Genomic DNA, 20,989 nt, shown 5'->3' on the forward strand with positions numbered 1-20,989 from the left:
CTACCCGCCCCGATAAGCGATGCCACGCTCCAGACCGCGCAACTCCGCCAGCCCGCGCATCCGCCCGAGCAGCGAATAGCCGGGATTGGTGATCCGGTGCAGATCGTCGAGCATCTGGTGGCCATGGTCAGGGCGCATCGGGATACTGCGCCCCTCGCGCAGCGATAGCCGGTGGACCGCCGCCATCACCGCCGCCATGTCGGCATCGCCGCCCAGATGGTCCGCCTCGTGAAACGCACCGCCCGCTTCGCGCTGGACCGATCGCAGGTGGAGGAAACCGATACGGCTGCCCAGCCGGTCGACCATGCCCGGCAGATCGTTGTCGGCACGCACGCCGAACGATCCGGTGCAGAAACACAGCCCGTTCGATCCATGGGGCACCCGCGCGAACAGATCGGCGACGTCCGCCTCGGTACTGACCACACGCGGCAGGCCGAAGATCGGAAACGGCGGATCATCGGGATGGACGACCAGCCGGATGCCCAGCGTATCGGCGAGCGGGCAGACCGCCTCCAGAAATGCGACGTGGTTGTCGCGCAGCCGGGCTGCATCAATCCCGGTATAGGTTTCGATCGCGCTCCGGAACTGCGCGGACGTGAACCCCTCCTCGCTGCCCGGCAGGCCGGCAAGGATCGTGCGCTCCAGCGCTCCCTGCGCGGTGGCATCCATCGCCGCATGGCGCGCCTCGGCCGCCGCGCGCATCGCCTCCGGATAATCGGCCGCCGCGCCGGGCCGGCGCAGGATGAACAGGTCATATGCCGCCACCGCCACCGGATCGAACCGTAACGCCCGCGCGCCATCGGGCAATTCCCAGCCAAGGTCGGTGCGCGTCCAGTCGAGCAGCGGCATGAAATTATAGGTGACGACATCGATTCCGCACGCCGCCAGATGGGTCAGGCTCTGCCTGTAATGGTCGATCAGCCGGTCCCAGTCGGCCGAGCGGGTCTTGATCCCCTCGGCCACCGGCAGGCTTTCGACCACCCGCCATTCCAGACCGGCCGCGACGATCATCGCCCGGCGGGCTGCGATCGCGTCGCGTTCCCAGACCGCACCGTTCGGGACATCGTGCAGCGCGGTGACGATGCCGGTCGCGCCGGCCTGGCGAATGTCGCGCAGGCGAACCGGGTCCTTCGGGCCGAACCACCGCATCGTCTGGGTCATCAACATGGGTCTTCGCCTTTCGAACCACCGGGCGATACGCGGCGTAGCGCGCGGCGGGCGTGGCGAAAAGACAGGGACGCCGCATGGGCGCCCCTGTCCTGCATCGTTCATGTCCTGCGTCGTTATCGGCGCATGGATCGGCTCCGCTGCTGCCGCCAGTCGATGAACGCCTCGACCGCATCGGTCTGGATCAGGCGCACGCCGCTGTCCGCCAGCCGACCCCATATGGCGTCGGGATCGCGCGCCGCCTCGACATCGCCGCCCAGGTCGGTGACGAAGCCTTCGAACAGGGTGTTGACCCACACCGTCATGCCGGCCCGCCGCGCCGCCGCTACGCTGGCGGGCAACGTCGCCAGCGGCAGGCGGGGCAGTTCGACCGCGATCGGCTTGCGCGGCCCGCGCGCCTGCGCGACGATGATCGCCGGCACGTCGACCGCCTGGGGCGCGCCGGTGATCGGGATGATTGCAAAGGGTACCCGATCGTACGGCGCCATTGGCGCGAGCGGCGATGACCCGATCCCGGCAAAGGTCTTGACGATCACCCGATCGGTGGCACCCGACCGGCGGACGGCATCGACGACCTCGGCATAGATCGCATCCTTCACATCGAGGTTCAGGACCACCCGCCCCCTGGCCAGCGTCAGCAGTTCGTCCAGCGTCGGCACCCACTCGTCGGTCAGCCGCGCATCAGCGCCACCTTCATCCTCGCGCAGCCGCAGTGCGCGGATCTGGGCCAGCGTCAGGTCGGCGACCCGCCCCTTGCCATCGGTCGTGCGGTCGACGCCTTCGTCATGGACCATCACCAGATACCCGTCGCGGGTGCGCCGGACGTCGGTTTCCATCACCTCGACGCCCATCGCCGCACAGCGCAGCAGCGCCGCCCGCGAATTTTCGGGCGCGGTGCCAAGGCCGCGCTTGGGAGCAGCAGCATGGCACCCGCGATGCGCAATCGCGATGATCCCGCCCCTGGGGTCACCGATGCGGCGCATGGTGTCGCCCGGGGCCGCCTGTGCCGCCGAAGCGACGACACAGGCGGCCAGCGTGGCGATCAGCGACCGGATCACCACTTGCGGCTCACGATCAGGCGGAAATTGCGCCCGAACAGCGGCCGTCCGAAGATCGCGGTCGGCACGCCCTGTCCGAAACGGTCGCCCGCCGTATTCCCTTCGGTAAAGCCGTGTGCATTGGTGATGTTGTCGCCGACGACCTGCACCTGCCAATCGCCGCTGGTTACCGTGCCGCCAAGACCGAACGCGCCATAAGCGGGTAGCGCGGTGCTGTTGAAGAAGTCGGTATAGCGGCGGCTGACATAATCATAGCGGCCATAGACGCTGACCGCCGCCCCGCCCACGTCGAGGTCGACGGTCGGACGGACGTTCAGGAACAGCTTGGGCTCGCGGATGATCTGCTTCCCGCTCGCCCGGCTGCCATCGGCGCCGGTATTGCTGCTGAAGTTCAGGTAGCGCGGGTTCTGGAACGTGACCGATCCGGCGAGCGAGAACGGCCCGGCGACGCGCAGCTGCCCATCGGCCTCCAGCCCCCTCGTCTCGGCGGTGCCGATGAAGTTCGTCACCTGGTCCGCGCGGCCGGTCGCCGGGTTGAACGCGGCAAAGCTGGCGTTCAGCGGATCGAACTTCGTGTAGAAACCGGTGACGTACAGGTACGACCGCCCGGCGGCGAACTTCACGCCCGCCTCATACAGCTTCGCCTTGGTCGATACGATCGCGGCGGTCGGATAGGTGAGCGTGATGGTGGTGTTGGGCGGCACCTCCAGCTGCGACGCGCGCAGATACGCGCCGATGTTGCCGGGCGCGTCGTAATTCGCACCGATCGTCCAGTTGGTCGCCTGCTGCTTCAGCTTCAGCGTACCGATCGCGCCGGTAAACCCGCGGGTGCTGTTGTCGGCCAGCGTGGTGGGATCGCCCAGATTATAGTTCGCCGCGATCCGCCCGAACCCGTCATAGCTGTACCATTCGTGCCGCAGCCCGGCATCGATGCGCAGCCGGTCGGTAACGTCCCACGTGTCGGTGCCGTACAGCGCGACGAGCTGCCCGTCGGCCGCGCCGCCGCCCAAGGTCGATGCTTCCGCCAGCGCGCCCCTGTCGGTGACGAAGCCCAGCACGTTGCCGGCGGCGTCATAGGCGGCGAGGTCCAGCGTGCGCGGCCGCGACTTCACCTCGACCAGCAGGTTCTGATACGCGTTGAACGTCTTCTGGCCCCAGAACGACGTGTAGATGCCGGCACGCAGGTCGTGGCTGCCAAAGCCGGTGTCGAACTTGCGCGTGACCGACAGGTCGCCCTGCGTCGAATGGAAGTCGTTCTCGATCGACCGATATTGCGCCTGCATCACCAGCCCGGAATCGGCGGCGGGATCATAGGCGGTCGCACCGTTGGTCGCAGCGACGCTGTAGCCCAGCCGGCTGACATTCGCACCGAACGCGGTGGTTGCCGCCGCACGGAAGTTGTTGGCGAACGTCGTCGCGTCGACCGGGTTCGACGTCGAATAGAAGGCGTCGAAATGCAGCTTGCCCTGCGTCACGCCGCCCTTGGCCGACACATGCCAGTCGCCGAAATCCCCCTCGTAATTCAGCGCGACGTTGCCGAAGCGGAGGTGCCGGCCATTGGCCAGGTCGCCCCGCTGGTTCTGGATCACGCCCGCGCCGTCGCGATACTTGATGTTGACCTGCCGCAACGACGGGCTGTTCAGCGTGCCGTTGAAATAGTCGATATATTTGTCGAGGCTGACCGACGGATCGCGCGGATCGGCGGTCGGGATCGACAGGTAAAAGACATTGTGGTCGTCGGTATATTGCCCCGACAGCTTCACGAACCCGTTCGACAGGTCATGCCGGATATTGGCGCGGATTTGCCCACCGCGATCCGATGGAAAGCCCGAATCGCGATAGCCGTCATGATGGCGCAGGAAACCGCCGACCGCGTAATAGGTGTCGTCGGACACCGGCCCTGCCTGATAAGCGTCGAGGCGATAGAGGCCGGTATCGCCCAGCGTCAGCTGCGCCTTGCCCCGCGTGGTCGCGGTGCCGGAGACGGTGATGACGTTGGCGATCGCCGCCGCCGTGCTGGCATAGATCGGCGCCGGACCGCCGCGCACGACCTCGATCCGGTCGGTCATCAGGTCGAGCCGGTTCATGCCGTCGCCCTGGTTGAAGAAATAGCCGTCCAGCTCCTGGAACAGCGGCAGGCCGTCCTGCTGGTAATACAGGAACCCGCGATCGGTCGGGATGCCGCGCACGCGGGTGATGTTCTGCACCTCGCCACCGGTCGCCTCGGCATGGATGCCGGGCAGCGTGCCGATCAGGTCGGTCGTGCTCTTGGGCGCGATTTTCTGGATTTCGGCCTGGCTGAGCGAATTGACCGCATAGGATACGTCGAACCGGCGCTGCTGGCGGGCGGAGCCGGTGACGATGATGTCCGAAGGCGGCGCATCGTCGGCGGCTTCGGCCGTGGTGGTCGGTGCCGCCGGCGCGGTCTGCGCGAAGGCGGGCTGGGTACTGACGAGCAGCGCGACAAGCGCGACGCCCCCGTGGAAACTGGTGTGCATTGGTAAACCCCCGGTCATTTCGATGGAGGCCCCTTGGTCGCGTTGCGTGACAGTTTTATTTGCTTACACGCAATTAAATCGCCCGCTCACAGCGGGGTGTGTTGCGCGGTGACGGCGTGGATCGGGATCATCGCCGCGCCGATCACCACCGCCTTGCTCCCGATCGGCGACGCCAGCACCGGCGGCAGCGCGGCGCGATAGTTTTCGTCGCGGTGCCGACCGATCTCGTCCAGCCCCGCAGCGATCGTCTGGAGCAATCGCAGTGGCAAGGCACCCGACAGGATGATCGCGCCGGGGTCCAGCCACACGATACCGCTCAGCACCGCCTGTTCCAGCTGTTCGATCACCCGCCGGGTCCAGCGGTCGATCACCGGGCGGTGCGTCTCCATCAGCGCATCGATGTCCGCCAGCGAATCCACATCGATCCCCGCCTCGCGCAGGGTCCGGAGCAGGTCGATCCCCGACGGCCGCGCGTCATGCCCCGGAAACAGCCGACCGACCTCGCCGGCATTGCCATGTTCGCCCAGGAACAGGTCGCGCTCGGCGATCAACCCGCCGCCAACGCCATGCCCCAGAAACAGCGTCAGCACCGACCGATAGCGACCGATGATCCCGTCCTGGTAATATTCGGCCAGCGCCGCGACGCTCGCGTCATTCTCAATCCAGACCGGCATGCCTAGCGCGTCGCCGATGATGTCGGCCAGCGGCACGTCGTCCCATCCCGCCAGCCGGTCGACCACCGCCCGGCGGTTTCGATCGCCCGGCAACGCATAGCCCGGCACGGCGACCCCCAGCCCCAGAAACTTGCCGCGCATGAAACCGTGCGTCGCTGCCAATGCCTGCAACCGTGTCTCGACGACCTGCGCAAAGACACGCGGATCGGGGCTGTCGAACGGCGTCGTGTCGTGGACCAGCGGCCGCCCCCGGAAATCCACCAGCACCAGTTCCAGCCAGCCGAGATGCGGCGTCGCGCCGATCGCCCAGCCGCCCCGCCCCGATACGGTCAACGGCACCATCGGTCGCCCGCGTGCCACCGCCTCCGGCGTCTCCAGTTCCTCGATCAGGTCCAGCGCCAGCAGCGATTGCGTCAATCGCGTCACCGACGCCCCGTTCATCCCCAGCGCCTGTGCCAGCCGGGTGCGCGGCGCCGCCCCTTCGATCCGCAACTGCATCAGCAGGCGACGTTGTGGCTCGCTCAGCGGGATCGGCGGTCGGTTCGGGCGGGTCATCCGGCCGCGATATAGTTGCAGCGTGTCAAATAAATGAAATCGCCGGCCGGTAGGGGCCGGGTCCATGCAGCGTGCCGCCGCCCCTTCCCGATCGTCCCTGCCGACCAAGATCGGGTACAGTGTCGGCAATCTGGGCAAGAGCGTGGTGTGGACCAGCTTCGATAATTTCATGCTGTTCTACCTGGTGACCATCGCCGGGCTGCCCCCGCTGCTGGCCGGGGGATTGCTGGCGGCGGCGATGCTGTGGGACGCGCTGTTCGACCTTGGCATCGCACTATGGGCCGATGCGCATGGCGGCGGCGACCGGCTGGGACGCCTGATCGTCATGGGTGCGCCGATGTGCGCGATCGGGTTCTGGCTGGTCTTCGCGCTCGACCGGCCGCTGGCGATCGCCGGGGCGATCCTGCTGTGCCGCATCGGTTATTCGCTGTGCGATGTCGGGCACAATACGCTGCTGGTGCGGGTGGCGCGGACGCCCACCGATGCGACGTCGGTGTCGGGCTACCGCCTGATTTTCAGCGCGTGCGGCGCGGGCCTCGTCGCGCTCGCCTCCACCTGGAGCCTCGCGCCGGCCAGTGCAGCCGCACGGCAGGACGCCTTTGCGAGCGGCGCGGTGATCGGCGGTGCGCTCTATGCCGTGACGCTGGCCGCCGCGCTGATCGCGACGCGGCATCTGGGCGGGCGGACCCGTGCGCCACACGCGTTGTCACCGCTGGTCAGGCTGCGCGGGCTATGGGCCCACCAGCCGTTTCGCGGGACATTGCTGGTCATCGCGGTGCAGGCCGGGCTGGTGCCGCTGTTCCTGCGCACGCTCCCCTTCTTCGGACAGGCGGTCCATCAGGATGCGGGCTGGGCGGGGCCCGCACTTGCGACGATCACGCTGGGCCAGTCGCTGTCGCTGCCCGGCTGGATGGCGCTGTCCCGCCGCCTGCCTCCGGCCGCGATCGCGCGGATCGGGCATGGCGTGGCGGTCGTCGCGATGGTCGGCTTGATGATCGGATCGCGCGGCATCGGCGGGACGCTGTTGCTCCTGCTGCTCGGTAGTGCACTCGCCGCGATGAACATCGCGATCTGGGCGATGCTGACGCTTGCGGTACAGCGCCCCGCCCGTGAAGCCGCCACGGACGAAGCAACCCCGGTCGGCCTGTTCCTCGCCGTGCTGAAGGGCGCCGCCGCGGTCGGCAACCTGCTCTCGGCGACGATCGTCACGATGACGGCGTCCCCGATGGCAGGTTCCGCCGACCGGTCGCTGCTGGCGGGCAGCGTCCTGTTGCTCCCGGTCGCAGGGTGCCTGCTGGCGCTATGGTTTCTCCGCGCGCCGCCCGATCAGAAGTTCAGCCGCACCCCCAGCGCATAGCGCGGGCCATAGGTCTCGAACGAAATCACCCGCTCCTTGTAGACCGAATAGAGAAACGTCTTTTCGTTGAACAGGTTGAGCCCCTGCGCGAACAGCGTAACCTTGTCGTTCAGCGCATAGTTGATGCTTGCGTCCCAGATGCCATAGCCGTCGACATTGACGGGTTGGCCGCGATTACCCTGCTCGGTCTGCTGGTACGCATTGCGGTAATTATACGCGATACGCGCCTGGAGCGGTCCCTTTTCATAAAAGGCGACGGCGTTGTACGTTGTCGCATCGGGATCGACGAGGCTGATGTTCGCCTGCACCCCCAACCCATCCAACGGCGCGGGCAGCCCGGTGAAGGTATACTGGCCGGAAAACTCGATACCCTTGTAGCTGCGGCTGCCGATATTTTCCGGCCGCGTCCGCCGGAAATCGAGGCCGAGCACCTGGATCGTGGTCGTCGTCGATTCAGAGATGTTGCTCAAATCCTTGGCGAACAGCGCGACGCTCAGATAGCTGGACCGGTCGAGATACCAGGTCAGCGCCGCATCGTAATTCCACCCGATCATGGGCTCGAGACCCGGATTGCCGTCGGTGATCGCCCGTTCGCGCGGGCGCGGGTTGATGTTGCGGATGAGCAGCAGGTCCGAAAGCGTCGCGCGGGTCAGCGTCTTGGCAACCGCCGCCTGGAACACCAGGTCCTGCGCCACGTCGAGTTTGAAGTTCGCGCTGGGCAGCCACTGGCTGTACGACCCCTTGGCCGTGATCGGTTGGGGGTTCGACAGGTTCACGATCGGATCGCCCCCGCCCGGCGGCGTGGTGATGTCGAGAATCTCCTGCCCGACCCCGCGCGAGGTGACGTCGGTGCGGGTATAGCGCAGCCCGATATTGCCACTCCATGGCCGCGACCCGAAGTCGCCACCGAACGATGCCTCGACATAGCCGCCGATGGTGCGTTCCTGCGCCGACCCGCTGTTACCCGGCACCGGAATGACGCCGAAGCCGCCGCCATTGGCCGCCAGCGCCGCACGCGCCGCCGCCGGATTGGCCAGTTGGTTGATCGCCGCATCGCTCAGCAGATATTTGGCAAGATCGGCGGCCGAATAGGTTGGATAGGCGCTATCGAACATGCCGGTGCCGAGGAAGTTGGTGGCATCGGCCGTCCCGGTGAACACGCTCGACGGGATCGACACCCCCGCCCCGCAATACAGGCATTGCAGCGCATCGGGCGTCTTGAACGAGAAACGCGATTTCTTGCGGTCGGAAACGTTCACGCCCCCCGAAATCCGCCGGACGATGCCGCTGTCGACGTTCCATTTCAGGTTCGCATTGCCCTGATAAATCTCGTCCTCGACGCTGACGCCTTCATAGGTCAGGAACCCGGCCTTCGCGTTCGACGTGTCGAGGATGTTGCCGAGGCCCGTATAGACCGGCATGCCCGTTGGCCCGATCGCGAACTTCACGGCAGCGGGCGAATAGCTGGGCGTCGCCAGATTGCTCTCGAACCACGCCTGGTTCCCGCCGGTATCGTCCTTCGCCTTCGACCAGGAGAAATCGAGCGTGCCGGTCAGCCGGTCGGAGGGCGTCCACGCCAGATTGGCGCCCGCCTGATAGGTAGTGGCAAGGCGCGGGCGGATCTGGTTGGTGAACATGGGGCCGGACGCGATGCCGGTATAGCTGGTGACGGTATTGTTCCGGTCGACCGTGGCAGCGGTTACGTCACCCGGCCCGCCATAGACGAAGAACACCTTGTTATCGTCGTTCACGTCCAGCTTCGAATACAGCCCGTCGAGCGTCAGCAGCAGCGCGTCGCTCGCCCGCCACTGCGCGGTCAGCAGGCCCGACATGCGCTTGCGATTGGTGCGGTTGGTGCCCCATTCGACATAGGTCGGAATGGAGACGCCGCGAAACTCGGGCGTGCCGTCCTTGTTCAGATCGAGATTCTGGTTCGCTTCCCACCCGTCGGTGAAGATGCGCTTCCCCTCGATCGTGCGGTCAATATACGAAAACGCGCCGAGGATGCCGAAATCGCCGCCGCCAAAGGTCTTGCTGACCAGCCCCGAAAACTGCGGCGAGAATTGCCCGCGCAGCTTGTCGTAATTGGCCTGTGCCGACAGCGCGACCTTGCCATCCTTGAAGTCGAACGGACGCGCGGTGTACATGTCGACCGTCGACGCGATCCCGCCCTCGATCTGCGACGCGGTCGGCGTCTTCGACACATCGACCCGGTTGATGAGTTCGGCGGGCAGGATATCGAAGCTGAATTCGCGCCCCTGATTTTCGGTCGCAAGGATGCGGCCATTATACAGCGCGGTGCTGAACGCCGGCCCCAGCCCGCGCACGGTGATGAACTGCCCCTCGCCATTGTCGCGCGAGATGGTGACGCCGGGAATACGCTGGATCGCCTCGGCGATATTCTGGTCGGGCAGCTTGCCGATATCGTCGGCGACGATCGAATCGACGATATTGTCGGCATTGCGCTTGATATCCGTCGCGCGGCGCAAACTTTCGCGCAGGCCGGTGACGATGATTTCGCCATCGTCGGTTGCGGTCGCGGCATCCTGTACCGCACCGTCCGGGGCCGTCGGCGGCGGGGTTTGCGCCAGCGCCGCCGGGGTGGTGGTCAGAAAAATGGCCGAGCCGGCCAGGCTGAGCAGGCGGAACCGCTTTACGGGTGATATGCCGTATCCTCTCCCTATCGCTTCCGGTTCGCGGCCGTTCGTGCGGCCATTATCTCGGAAGATGGGCTAGGTTTAACGATCAACCTACCGGGCGGCAAGCCATGTTGTGCGCTGGCGTACCGTAAAGATGGGGCGGGTTAGACCGCCGGACCGGATCGGCTCGACGCGCCGGGGAGGCTATCCGCCTGCCGGAAACACATGGACGACTTCGAATTCCTCGCACCAGAGGTCCATCGTCCCGGAATAGAGGCCCAGCCCCTCGAAGAAGCGCCGATGCTCCTGTCGCCAATAGGACAGGCTCAGGTCCCCTTCGCCCTCCTTGCGGGCGAAATCCTCGGAAACGGCGTTGAACGGGACCATGCGAAGGCTGACCGTCTCGACGATGGCCCGCGGCTGTCCGCTCCCGTCGCATACAATGGATCGGCGTCCGGGTTCGGTCTGCTGCCCATCGGCGGCGGACCAGCACGTCGCCGTCTTCCGGCCGCACATCACAAGCTCACACAGGGCATCGGCAAGCGCGGGAGTATCGCCGAAGGAGAATCGCTCAAGGCTCTGCCAGTCGGCGGGAGGGAGGTCCTGCAACCTGATGAGAGGCACTCCCTGGATCAAACCGGCGAGGGGAACGGCACTCGCAATGCCGCCCCGCTATGCTCTCAGAGCAGCGCCCACACCGCATAACCGGTCAGCAACACCGCTGCCGCCGCCGACATGCCCAGCAGGATATAGCCGATATAATTCATGATCGGCGGATTGGGGCGCTCGGCACGCTGATTGTGCGACGCCGCCGACAAAACGAAACTTGCCAGCAACCCATATGTGAACACTGCCGTCTCGACCATTGCCCGCTACATCCTTTGCCTGCTTCGGGCGGATGCGCCCCCCGACGCACCGCCTGGCGCGGCTAAATCATAGCGGGCAGCCGCTAGCAATTGGTTAATCGGGAACCGATCGCCTAGTTCGGACGTTTCAGCGCGTTTTTCTCAAATCACCGCCTGTCCGGCCGCGTCGAACACCAGCATCCGCGCCGGATCGGCATGAAGCGTGATCGACGCGCCGACGGCATGATGCCCGTCCAGTTTCGCCCGCAACGCATCGCCCGACGGCAGCACGCCATAGAGATAGGTGGAATGGCCCAGCGCCTCGACCGCCTCGATCGCCATCGTCAGCACGATCGCGTCGTCGCCGCCGGCCAAGGTGATATGTTCGGGCCGCAGCCCCAGCGTCGCCCGGTCTCCGACCGCCAGCGCCGCACCGCGAGCCGAGGGAACATGCACGCCACCCGCCATCTCGAACAGGGTCATCGCCCCTTCACGCGCCACCACTACCGCGTCGAACAGGTTGATGCGCGGGCTGCCGATGAAACCGGCGGTGAAGACGTTGGCGGGCCGGTCATACACCTCCAACGGAGTGCCGACCTGCGCGATCCGCCCCTTGTCGAGGATCACCAGGCGATCGGCGAGCGTCATCGCCTCCACCTGGTCATGCGTGACATAGATCATCGTCGCGCCCAGCCGCCGGTGCAGCGCCGCCAGTTCATGCCGCATCCGCACCCGCAGGTCGGCGTCGAGGTTGGACAACGGTTCGTCGAACAGGAACAGCTCCGGGTTGCGCACGATCGCCCGGCCGATCGCCACCCGCTGCCGCTGCCCGCCCGACAGCTGGTGCGGCATCCGGTCGAGCAGCGCGTCCAGTTCCAGCACCTGTGCGGCATGCGCGACCTGCTGCGCGATATCCGCCTTCGCGACCCGCATGTTCTTCAGGCCGAAGCTTAGATTTTCGCGCACGGTCATATGCGGGTAGAGCGCATAGGACTGGAACACCATCGCCACGCCCCGGTCGGACGCCGGCACGCGGGTCACGTCGCGGCCGCCGATGCGGATATGGCCGCCGCTGACCGTTTCCAGCCCGGCGATCATCCGCAGGACGGTCGACTTGCCGCACCCCGACGAGCCGACCAGCACCACGAATTCGCCGGCCGCGACGTCCAGGTCGATGCCACGGATCGTGTCGATCCCGTCATAGGATTTGGTCAGTCCCTCCAGTTGCAAGGCGCTCATTCGATCTCCAGCTCCCATGCGGCGGCGCTGCTGTCGCCCGCGACGAATTCGGCGGCAATGCGGATCGGCGATCCCGCCTTGCCGGGTTCGCGCAGCAACGCCTCGGCCGCGCGGCGGCCTTTTTCGACGGCGTTCTGCCGGACGGTGGTCAGCCGCAGCCCCTCGCGCGGGCGGCCGGGCGGGTCGATCCCGTCATAGCCGGTCACCGACATCCGCCGCGGCACCGACAGGCCCAGCGCGTCGCACCGCGCCATTACCCCGTACGCCAGCCGGTCGGAGAAACAGACCATTGCGGTCAGGTCGTGCTGGCGCCGGAGCAACCGGTCGACCGCGCGCGCGCCGCCTTCCTCGTCATTGGGCGTCTCGCACACCAGAATCCCGCCGGCCGGCACCCCGGCGGCGTCGAACGCATCGCGGCACCCGAGCACGCGTTCGTGGACAACATGGTTTTCGTCCGACACATCGCGGTCCAGCGCGAACAGTTCGCCATGATCCTGTGACCAGGGAAAGGTAACGATGGCGATATTGCGATGGCCGAGCTCGATCAGGTGCGAAACAACGCTGCGCATCATCTCGCGGTCGTTGGTCAGGACGCTCGGCAGTTGCGGCGCGTCGAAATCGACGACCACGGTCGGCAGGCCGCGCGACAGCGCCTTGCGGATCGTCGGATGGCTCCTGTACGGCGCGTTGAGGATGTAGCCATCGACGATCGCGGTAAGGGTATCCAATCGTTCCGGATGCTTGTTGTTAAGCGGGATCAGGACGATGTTCGCCCCCTCCTCCTCGCACACCGACGATATCCCGCGCAGGAACGCGATGTCGTGCGCGTCGGTAAAGGCATAGCTGAGCTGGTCGTTGAACAGCACGCCGATCGCGCCGCACCGCCCGGTGCGCAGCGACCGCGCGGCCGGGTTCGGTCCTTCGTAATGCACGGTCGCGGCATGGGCGAGGATGCGGTCGCGCAGGTCCTTCGACACCTTGGCCGGGTTGTTGTACGCATTGGACACCGACGTGTGCGTCACGCCCAGATCGGCTGCGATCGATTTCAGCGTGGCGCGTTTCGCGCGGGCCATGGCATCCTCTCCGGGTGGTTGCTCCACCGTCCTGCGCCCTGCCTAGCCCGATGGGTTGACAGCCGCAACCGCCAATGTTTAACGATAAACACGCCGCCCGGTAAAAGGGGGTGATGGAGAGGAGCGACCGCATCGCATGGCCGCCAAGCCGAATACCCCCCGCTCCGCCCTCCTGCTGGCGCTCGCCCTGGTCGCGACGCCCGTTCCGGCGCTCGCCCGGCCGCAGACGCCGCCGTCCGCCGAGCAGGTCGCGCCGCGCGTCAACTTCGCCCATTTCGATCATCTGTATGCCGAACGCGACCTGGGCGGCGAACGGGTCGGCATCCTGCATATCTATAGCGAGGCGCCCGACTATCGCTTCGCCATCGAACCGCGCGAAGGCTATGCCTGCGTCGACGATGTGGCACGCGGGATCGTGCTGCTGTCCGCGGGCAATCCGGACGCGAGGCGGCGCCACCAGATCGAGAAGCTGACCCGCTTCGTCCTGCACATGCAGGCGGACAACGGCTATTTTTACAATTTCCTGTGGGGCGACGGGCGGATCAACCGCGAGTATCGCACCTCGCTGGCCGAGCTGAACTGGTGGTCGCTGCGCGCGCTATGGGGACTGGAGGCGGCGCTGCCCCATCTCGCCCCCGACACCGCGCAGCGCGCCCGCGCGGCGGCCGACCGGTTGGTCGCAAACCTGACGCGCGACCTGCCGGTCGCCGCGCGTGGTACGACGATGGTCGAGGGGCTGACGATCCCCACCTGGCTACCGCTCGAGTCCGGGGCCGACGCCGGATCGACCGCGCTGCTTGGACTGCTCCCGCATTATGCCCGCACCCGCGATCCGGCGACCGCCAAGCTGATCGGCCGGATCGGCGACGGGCTGGTCGCGATGCAGGCGGGCGATGCGAAGCGCTTTCCGCACGGCGCGCATCTGAGCTGGCGCAACAGCTGGCATGCCTGGGGCAATGCGCAGGCCTATGCGCTGCTCCGCGCCGGCAAGGCACTGGGCCGGCGCGACTTCATCGACAGCGGGTTGCGCGAAATCGATCATTTCTATCCCTATCTGCTGCGCAGCGGGATGCGGTCGTCGTTTACGCTGTCGCAGACCGCCAAGGGCTACACGCTGCGCGAGCAACAGCGTTATCCGCAGATCGCCTATGGCCTGACCCCGATGATCCTCGCCGCGACCGAAGCGTACCGCCAGACCGGCCAGCCGCGCTATCGCACCACCGCCATGCAACTGGCACGTTGGTTCGCCGGGCGAAACGACGCGCGCCGCCCGGTCTACGACCCCGCCACCGGGCGGACCTATGACGGCATCGTCGGCCCGACCCGGATCAACCCGAATTCCGGCGCGGAATCGACGATCGAGGGGCTGTTCGCGTTGACCGCGCTGGCCGGAACGCCGCTGCCATGACGACCCGGCGCGAGACTCTCCTGATGGCACTCGGCGGCGCGGCGCTGCTCGCCGGCTGCGGGCGGCAGGCGGCGGAGCGGCGCACCGACCGCATCCTGCTGTGGATCGCGCCCAATGCGGCCGAGGAGAGTTTCTGGAAGGTCGCCGTGGCAAAATGGAATGCCGCACGCCTTGGTCTTCCGGTGCAATTCACCACCATCCCCACCGCCGGCAACTCTGAAGATACCGTGTTGTCGGCGCTCGTCGCCGGCACCGAACCGGACCTGTGCACCAATGTCTTTTCGGGGTTCGCGGTGCAGCTGGCCGCGTTGGGACAGGTCGCCGACCTTGCTGCGATGCCCGGCTATGACACGCTGGTCGAGCGGCGGCACATGCGGTCGATCATGGCCGGATGGGCGCAGGACCGTCGCGTCGCGGCGCTGCCGATCTATTCCAGCCCGACGCTGCTGTGGTGGCGGGCCGACCTGCTGGACAAACATGGCCTTGGCGCGCCGCCCGCGACCTATGCCGATGTGTACCGCTTTTGCGAATGCTATGCCGTGCGCCAGTCGCGTTACGGGATGCAGGTGATCGCCGGCCGCGCTTGGCAGGATCGCTGGTTCGACTTCATCTCCTATTATTACGCCGCCAGCGAGGGGCAGCCCTATCTGGCGGGCAATCGCGCGCTCTACGACAACGCCGCCGGACGACAGGCCGCCGGGTTCGTCGACCGCATGTACCGACAGGGCTGGACCGCACTCGACTTCGATGCCGAGGAGCCGCTGATCTCCGGCCTCGCCGCCGGCGCGGTGCGGGGCCCATGGGATGTCGAACGGTTCGCAAACATCTATCCCGAGACGCTGGCGCGGATCGCGGTCGGCCCGATGATCGCCCCCGCGGTCGGCGACGCCCCCGCCTCCACCTTTTCCGACAGCAAGGGCGCGGTGATCTTTCGCAGCAGCCGGGTACAGCGCGAAGCCTTCGCTTTCCTGTCGTGGGTGCTGGGCGAGGAGGCGCTGAACCTGTTGTGGCTGCAACGCACCGGCCTGTCCCCGGCGCGCGACGATCTGCTGACCAACCCCGCCTTTGCCGATTATTATCGCGGCAACGCCATTGCCCGCGCCTATGCCGCCAATGTCGCGACCGCGCGGCCGCCGGCCCTGTCCGAACAGACCATCGATATCCAGAAGATCATGAGCGCGCGCCTCGTCGAACCGCTGATGCTGGGCAGCGCAAGGCCCGCCGAGGCGCTGGCCGATACGGTCGCACGAACTAACCGGATGCTGGAGGCGGCGGCATGAGGACACGCGAACCCCTGTCGCGCGAAGCCATCGTCGGGCTGTCGCTGGCCGGCGCCTATCTGCTCTTCACCGCCGTCTTCTGGGCCTATCCCTTCTTCTGGCTGGCGAAGCTGTCGGTCACCCAGTGGCGCTTTTTCGACGAACCGGTATTCACTGGTGCCCGTAACCTGTTGACGACGTTACAGGACCCGCAATTCCTGCAAGCGTTGTGGAACGTGGTGCGCTTCCTCGGCTTCTACCTGCCGATCGCGTTTGGCGGGGCGCTGGTCGTCGCCTTCGGTCTCCGCCATGTCGGGCGCGGCAAGGTTTTCGTGGCGCTCTGCTTCCTGCTGTCCAACGTGTCGTCGGGCGTCGCGCTGTCGCTGGTCTTCGCGAAGGTGTTCAGCTCGACCGGGCCGTTCAACACGATGCTGTTCGAGTACGTAGGCGTGCGGGTGCCGTGGACCAACGATCCGACGCTGGCGATGCTGGCGATCGCGCTGGTCGTCGCGTGGAAGTTCGTCGGCTATTATGGCCTCATCCTCTATTCGGGGCTGCTGGCGATCCCGAAGGAAATCTACGATGCCGCCCGGCTCGACCATGCTGGCCCGTGGAAGCGGCTGACGCGCATTACCCTGCCGATGATGAACCCGCAGCTGATGATGGTGCTGACCTTTGCGATCCTCGTGTCGTTCGGGCTGTTCACCGAACCGTTCATCATCACCGGCGGCGGCCCCAGCGACAGCACGTCGACGCCGCAGATGATGATCTACGAAACCGCGTTCCGCCGGCTGCAACCCAGCCATGCGGCGATGATGAGCATCCTCGTCGCGCTCGTCACCTATGGCCTGGTACAGCTCGCCCGGCGGCTGTTCGAACGAAAGGTGGTGCTGGCATGAAGGCGTTCCTTGCCAAACGCAGCTTGGGGGGATGGGCGGCGACGATCGCCATCTATGCGCTGGCGCTCACCTGGCTCTATCCCTTCGCGTGGATGGTCGCCGCGTCGCTGAAACCCGCCGCGCAGATCTATAACACCGGCCTGTTCGAAGGGGATTTCACCTTCGACAATTTCGCCTTTCTGCTGGAAACGGCGGACAAACTCGACCGGCCGTTCGTCGGCGCGCTCGGCATCTCCGCGCTGGTGACGCTGACCGTGACCGCCTCGGTGCTGTTGACCTCGGGCTTCATCGCTTTTGCGCTCGCGCGGATGCGGTTTCCGGGGCGTAAGTTGTTCGGCGATTTCCTGCTGTTGCAGATGATCATCCCGACCAGCATGTTCATCCTGCCGCTGTTCGTGCTCGTCAAGGAAATGGGCTTGCTCAACAGCCTGTGGGCGCTGATCCTGCCATCGATGATGTCGGGCTGGGGCATCTACATGATGTCGCAGTCGTTCCGGACCATGCCCGAGGAATATTTCGACGCCGCCCGGCTCGATCGCGCCAGCCTGTGGCAGACGGTGACGAAGATCGTCGTGCCCTTGAACAAATCGATCATCGCCATCGTCGCACTGTTCACCTTCACCGGCACCTGGGACAATTTCCTGTGGCCGCTGATCGCGATTTCCGACACGGACCGCATGCCGCTGTCGGTGCTGCTGGCGACGTTCAGCAAGCAATATGGCGGCTATGCCGGGCCGGTGATGGCCGGCGCAGTGCTCCAGACGCTGCCGCTGGTCCTGCTCTTCCTCCTCTTCCGACGGCATTTCCTGCAGGGCATGTCGCTCTCGCTCAAATAGGACGCCCCCATGCTGCAGCGCCATCCGCGCAACCCCATCGTCGCGCCCGAAACGGTTGCCCCAAGCCGTCCGGGCTGGCGGATCGACGGCACGTTCAACGCCGGCGTCACCCGGTTCGGAGACGAAACGATCCTGCTGGTCCGGGTCGCCGAAAGCGTCGTCGCCGACGACCCCAACCTGGTGATCGTCCCGCTGCTGGAGGAGGCAGGCGGCGAATGGCAGTGCACCACGCGCAGCTTCCGCCGCGACGATCCGGCCTATGACTTCAGCGACCCGCGCATGGTCCGCTCGTGTGCCGACCCGCGCGAGGTGTTCCTGACCTCGCTGTCGCATCTCCGCCTCGCCCGCAGCACCGACGGCGCGACCTTCGCGGTCGGCGACGCCCCGTTCCTGTTTCCGGCCAACCGCAGCGAACGCTTCGGGTGCGAGGATGCGCGGATCACGGCGATCGAGGGGCGCTGGTACATCAACTATACCGCCGTCTCCGATCTCGGCATCGCCACCGCGCTGGCGGTGACCGACGATTTCGCCAGCGTCGAACGGATCGGCATCATCCATGCCCCCGACAATCGCGACGTGTGCCTGTTCCCGCGGCGGATCGGCGACCATTACTGGTGCCTGCACCGCCCCGCCCCGCTCCATCTCGGCACGCCCGAAATCTGGATCGCCAAGTCGCCCGACCTGCTCCACTGGGGTGACCACCACCATCTGGCGGGCCGCAGCGGCACCGGGTGGGAGGCGATGAAGATCGGCGGCGGCGCGCAGATGATCGAGACCGATCGCGGGTGGCTGCAAATCTACCACGGCGTCGACGCCGAACAGCGCTACAGCCTCGGCGCGCTGCTGCTCGACCTCGACGACCCGCGCATCGTCCGTGCACGCCTGGCGCAGCCGCTGGCGGAGCCGGTCGAACCATATGAGGTTACCGGCTTTTTCGACTCGGTGGTGTTCAGCTGCGGCGCACTGATCGTCGGCGACGAATTGCGCGTCTATTACGGCGCGGCCGACCGGGTGATGGCGCTCGGCACCGTGCCGCTCGCTACCTTGTGGCAGGCGATGGGGGTATGATGCACCAGACCGAAATTCCGCGCGTCCGGACCCGCTACGACGCCTTTGCGAGTGCCCCGCCCAGCGGGGAGACCCGGCGGCTACACTTTGCCGGGGTCGACGGACTGGACGTCTATAATATTTCCGCACCGTTCGCCTCCGCCGGGCGGCGGGTGATCGCCGGACGGGTCGAACCGCGCGACAGCGAACATTCGATGGCCGTGTTCTTCGAGGAACGCGACGGCATCTGGCACCCGATCCCCGACGCCCCGCGCTTCGCGTTGCAGGATCCGTTCGTCACCGTCATCGGCGGCGAACTGGTGTTCGGCGGGGTCGAGGTGCGCTTCGGCGAAGGGCTGCCCGAATGGTGGACGGTATTCTATCGCGGGGCCGACATCTTCACCCTCGAACCGTTCTTCGCCGGGCCGCTGGGGATGAAGGACATCCGCCTGTGCGAACTGGCCGACGGACGGGTCGCGGTATTCACCCGGCCCCGCGGGGCCAAAGGCGGCCGCGGCACGATCGGCTACACCGAAGTGCCTTCGCTCGCCGCACTGACCGTGGAAGCGATCGACACCGCACCAATGTTGACGGACATGTTCCACCCACTGGACTGGGGCGGCGTAAACGAACCGCATCTGCTGGCAAATGGTGAAATCGGGCTGATCGCGCACGCCGCGTGGTTTGAGGACGACACGATGTACAGCGCGCGTCATTACGTGGCGCTTGCCTTCATCTTCGACCCTGCCACGCGACACTGGCGCGATTTGCAGGTCATTGCCGGGCGCGGACAGTTCGGCCCCGGTGCGGCGAAGCGGCCCGATCTGATCGATGTGGTGTTTTCTTCCGGCATCGAACAGGTTGGCGACGTGACGCGATTCTATGCCGGCACCTCGGATGCCGAGGCGCACTGGGTCGACATCGCCTATCCCTTCGACGTGCCGCTGGCCGACCGGCGGTTCGTTTCGGAGACGCCGGACCTGCTCAGGGTCACCGATGGCGCGATGGTGATCCGAAAATCCGGTCGGGGGTGACTTGGCGATTATCCCGGTATCCTATCCGGCGGCGATCTTATGTAGTGAATACTCCTCCGCAACTGACGATCTTCATAATGTTTGACGTGCTCCCCGGGAATCATGCCACTGGTAAGTTAGCTCGTCAGATGGAGACGAGCGATGCGGCGAGGCCGTTTTACCGAGGATCAGATCATAGGCGTGCTGCAGATCGGAAGAGCGTCCTGACGTGCTCCCCGGGAATCATGCCACTGGTAAGTTAGCTCGTCAGATGGAGACGAGCGATGCGGCGAGGCCGTTTTACCGAGGATCAGATCATAGGCGTGCTGCGTGAGCATGAGGCCGGCGTGAAGACCGCCGAACTGTGCCGGAAGCACGGCATCAGCGATGCGACGTTCTACAACTGGAAGGCGAAATACGGCGGGATGACCGTGTCGGAGGCAGCACGGTTACGGACGCTTGAGGATGAGAACCGTCGGCTGAAGAAGCTGCTGGCGGAGTCGATGCTGGACGTGTCGGCGTTGAAGGATCTGCTGGGAAAAAACTGACCCGGTCTGTGGATCGCTACGCTGCGGTGGAGAAGCTGATGGCCGACCACGGCTTCTCCGAGCGTCGCGCCTGCAGGCTGATCGGGGTCAACCGGTCGGCATGGCAATATGAGCCGCTTCGCGGGAAGGACGATGCTGTCCGCGAGCGGATGCGCGAGATCGCGAACGAACGTCGCCGGTTCGGCTATCGCCGGCTGGCGATCCTGCTCAGGCGTGAAGGCAAGGGCATGAACCTGAAGAAGGTGTATCGGCTGTATCGCGAAGAGCGGCTGACGGTGCGCAAGCGCGGCGGTCGGAAACGGGCGCTGGGCACGCGGGCACCGATGGCGATCCCGCAGGAACCCAACCAGCGTTGGTCGCTCGACTTCGTATCGGATGCATTGGCCTGCGGCCGGCGGTTCCGCTTGCTCAACGTGATCGACGATTACAGCCGGGAGTGCCTGGCGTGCATCGTCGACACTTCGTTGTCAGGCCGGCGTGTCGTCCGCGAGTTGAGCGCCATCGCCGAGCGCCGCGGGCTGCCGTGCATGGTGGTCAGCGACAACGGAACCGAACTGACCAGTCATGCTGTTCTTGCCTGGTGCCAGGACACCGGCGTTGAGTGGCATTACATCGCTCCGGGCAAGCCGCAGCAGAACGGGTTTGTGGAATCGTTCAACGGTCGCTTGCGCGACGAATGCCTGAACGAGCACCTGTTCCCCTCGCTGGCTGCAGCGAGACGGATCATCGATGCATGGCGGACGGACTACAACACCGTGCGTCCGCACAGCAGCCTCGGCGGCATGGCGCCCGCCGAGTTCACGAACCGCCCCAGCCACGGGCATGAGGACACCGAAGCTAACTTATCAACGGCCTGAAAATGGGGAGCACGTCA

General features: G+C 66.1%; 17 protein-coding genes. 8 read left to right on the forward strand and 9 right to left on the reverse strand.

Annotation, left to right across the window (positions count from 1 at the left end; translation table 11 throughout):
* From uxuA to ASE67_RS03690, 4 genes are all read right to left on the reverse strand, one after another.
* Nucleotides 1–1,167, reverse strand: coding sequence for a mannonate dehydratase (gene uxuA, locus ASE67_RS03675; RefSeq protein ID WP_055756818.1), 1,167 nt, complete (start codon nucleotides 1,165–1,167; stop codon nucleotides 1–3).
* A 116-nt stretch (nucleotides 1,168–1,283) separates the two neighbouring features.
* A complete protein-coding gene (locus ASE67_RS03680; protein ID WP_235511780.1) occupies nucleotides 1,284–2,228 on the reverse strand; it encodes a glycerophosphodiester phosphodiesterase family protein in 945 nt (314 codons plus the stop codon).
* Nucleotides 2,222–4,723: a TonB-dependent receptor gene (locus ASE67_RS03685; RefSeq protein WP_055756820.1), complete on the reverse strand. Its 2,502-nt coding sequence runs from the start codon at nucleotides 4,721–4,723 to the stop codon at nucleotides 2,222–2,224. The genes ASE67_RS03680 and ASE67_RS03685 overlap by 7 nt, the downstream gene beginning before the upstream one ends.
* Nucleotides 4,724–4,809: 86 nt before the next feature.
* The gene (locus tag ASE67_RS03690; protein ID WP_235511781.1) at nucleotides 4,810–5,952 is read right to left on the reverse strand and encodes an ROK family transcriptional regulator; all 1,143 of its coding nucleotides are present in this window, start codon (nucleotides 5,950–5,952) and stop codon (nucleotides 4,810–4,812) included.
* A 64-nt stretch (nucleotides 5,953–6,016) separates the two neighbouring features.
* Between ASE67_RS03690 and ASE67_RS03695 the strand changes: the two genes are divergently transcribed.
* Complete coding sequence (locus ASE67_RS03695; protein WP_055756823.1) at nucleotides 6,017–7,309, forward strand: MFS transporter; 1,293 nt, start codon at nucleotides 6,017–6,019, stop codon at nucleotides 7,307–7,309.
* On the opposite strand, the gene ASE67_RS03700 is transcribed toward ASE67_RS03695, so the two are convergent.
* From ASE67_RS03700 to ASE67_RS03720, 5 genes are all read right to left on the reverse strand, one after another.
* A complete protein-coding gene (locus ASE67_RS03700) occupies nucleotides 7,279–9,798 on the reverse strand; it encodes a TonB-dependent receptor (protein ID WP_055756825.1) in 2,520 nt (839 codons plus the stop codon). The two genes, ASE67_RS03695 and ASE67_RS03700, sit on opposite strands and share 31 nt — an antisense overlap.
* 354 nt (nucleotides 9,799–10,152) lie before the next feature.
* Nucleotides 10,153–10,572 (reverse strand): ASCH domain-containing protein, encoded by a 420-nt coding sequence (locus ASE67_RS03705; RefSeq protein ID WP_268795350.1) that lies wholly within the window; start codon nucleotides 10,570–10,572, stop codon nucleotides 10,153–10,155.
* A 56-nt stretch (nucleotides 10,573–10,628) separates the two neighbouring features.
* Complete coding sequence (locus tag ASE67_RS03710) at nucleotides 10,629–10,814, reverse strand: hypothetical protein (RefSeq protein ID WP_055756828.1); 186 nt, start codon at nucleotides 10,812–10,814, stop codon at nucleotides 10,629–10,631.
* A gap of 141 nt (nucleotides 10,815–10,955) precedes the next feature.
* Nucleotides 10,956–12,032 carry an ABC transporter ATP-binding protein gene (locus ASE67_RS03715; RefSeq protein ID WP_055756830.1) on the reverse strand — a complete coding sequence of 359 codons (1,077 nt, stop codon included), beginning with the start codon at nucleotides 12,030–12,032 and terminating at the stop codon, nucleotides 10,956–10,958.
* Nucleotides 12,029–13,105 (reverse strand): LacI family DNA-binding transcriptional regulator, encoded by a 1,077-nt coding sequence (locus ASE67_RS03720; protein WP_055756832.1) that lies wholly within the window; start codon nucleotides 13,103–13,105, stop codon nucleotides 12,029–12,031. Before ASE67_RS03720 ends, ASE67_RS03715 begins: the two co-directional genes overlap by 4 nt.
* Before the next feature lie 136 nt (nucleotides 13,106–13,241).
* Between ASE67_RS03720 and ASE67_RS03725 the strand changes: the two genes are divergently transcribed.
* From ASE67_RS03725 to ASE67_RS03760, 7 genes are all read left to right on the forward strand, one after another.
* Nucleotides 13,242–14,513, forward strand: a complete 1,272-nt coding sequence (locus ASE67_RS03725) for a hypothetical protein (protein ID WP_055756833.1) — start codon at nucleotides 13,242–13,244, stop codon at nucleotides 14,511–14,513.
* Nucleotides 14,510–15,793 carry an extracellular solute-binding protein gene (locus ASE67_RS03730; RefSeq protein ID WP_082456923.1) on the forward strand — a complete coding sequence of 428 codons (1,284 nt, stop codon included), beginning with the start codon at nucleotides 14,510–14,512 and terminating at the stop codon, nucleotides 15,791–15,793. The genes ASE67_RS03725 and ASE67_RS03730 overlap by 4 nt, the downstream gene beginning before the upstream one ends.
* A complete protein-coding gene (locus ASE67_RS03735) occupies nucleotides 15,790–16,671 on the forward strand; it encodes a carbohydrate ABC transporter permease (protein ID WP_055756837.1) in 882 nt (293 codons plus the stop codon). Before ASE67_RS03730 ends, ASE67_RS03735 begins: the two co-directional genes overlap by 4 nt.
* The gene (locus ASE67_RS03740) at nucleotides 16,668–17,507 is read left to right on the forward strand and encodes a carbohydrate ABC transporter permease (RefSeq protein WP_055756839.1); all 840 of its coding nucleotides are present in this window, start codon (nucleotides 16,668–16,670) and stop codon (nucleotides 17,505–17,507) included. Before ASE67_RS03735 ends, ASE67_RS03740 begins: the two co-directional genes overlap by 4 nt.
* 9 nt (nucleotides 17,508–17,516) lie before the next feature.
* Nucleotides 17,517–18,575 carry a glycoside hydrolase family 130 protein gene (locus ASE67_RS03745; protein ID WP_200922151.1) on the forward strand — a complete coding sequence of 353 codons (1,059 nt, stop codon included), beginning with the start codon at nucleotides 17,517–17,519 and terminating at the stop codon, nucleotides 18,573–18,575.
* Nucleotides 18,575–19,588, forward strand: a complete 1,014-nt coding sequence (locus ASE67_RS03750) for a DUF1861 family protein (protein ID WP_156348501.1) — start codon at nucleotides 18,575–18,577, stop codon at nucleotides 19,586–19,588. Before ASE67_RS03745 ends, ASE67_RS03750 begins: the two co-directional genes overlap by 1 nt.
* Before the next feature lie 263 nt (nucleotides 19,589–19,851).
* Nucleotides 19,852–20,972, forward strand: a protein-coding gene (locus ASE67_RS03760; RefSeq protein WP_156348502.1) for an IS3 family transposase whose coding sequence is annotated in 2 segments (ribosomal slippage) — nucleotides 19,852–20,101 and nucleotides 20,101–20,972 — 1,122 coding nt in all. Because the reading frame shifts where the segments join, the coding sequence is not laid out codon by codon here.
* Nucleotides 20,973–20,989 lie beyond the last annotated feature (17 nt).

It is taken from the genome of Sphingomonas sp. Leaf23, assembly GCF_001421585.1.
GTDB lineage: Bacteria > Pseudomonadota > Alphaproteobacteria > Sphingomonadales > Sphingomonadaceae > Sphingomonas.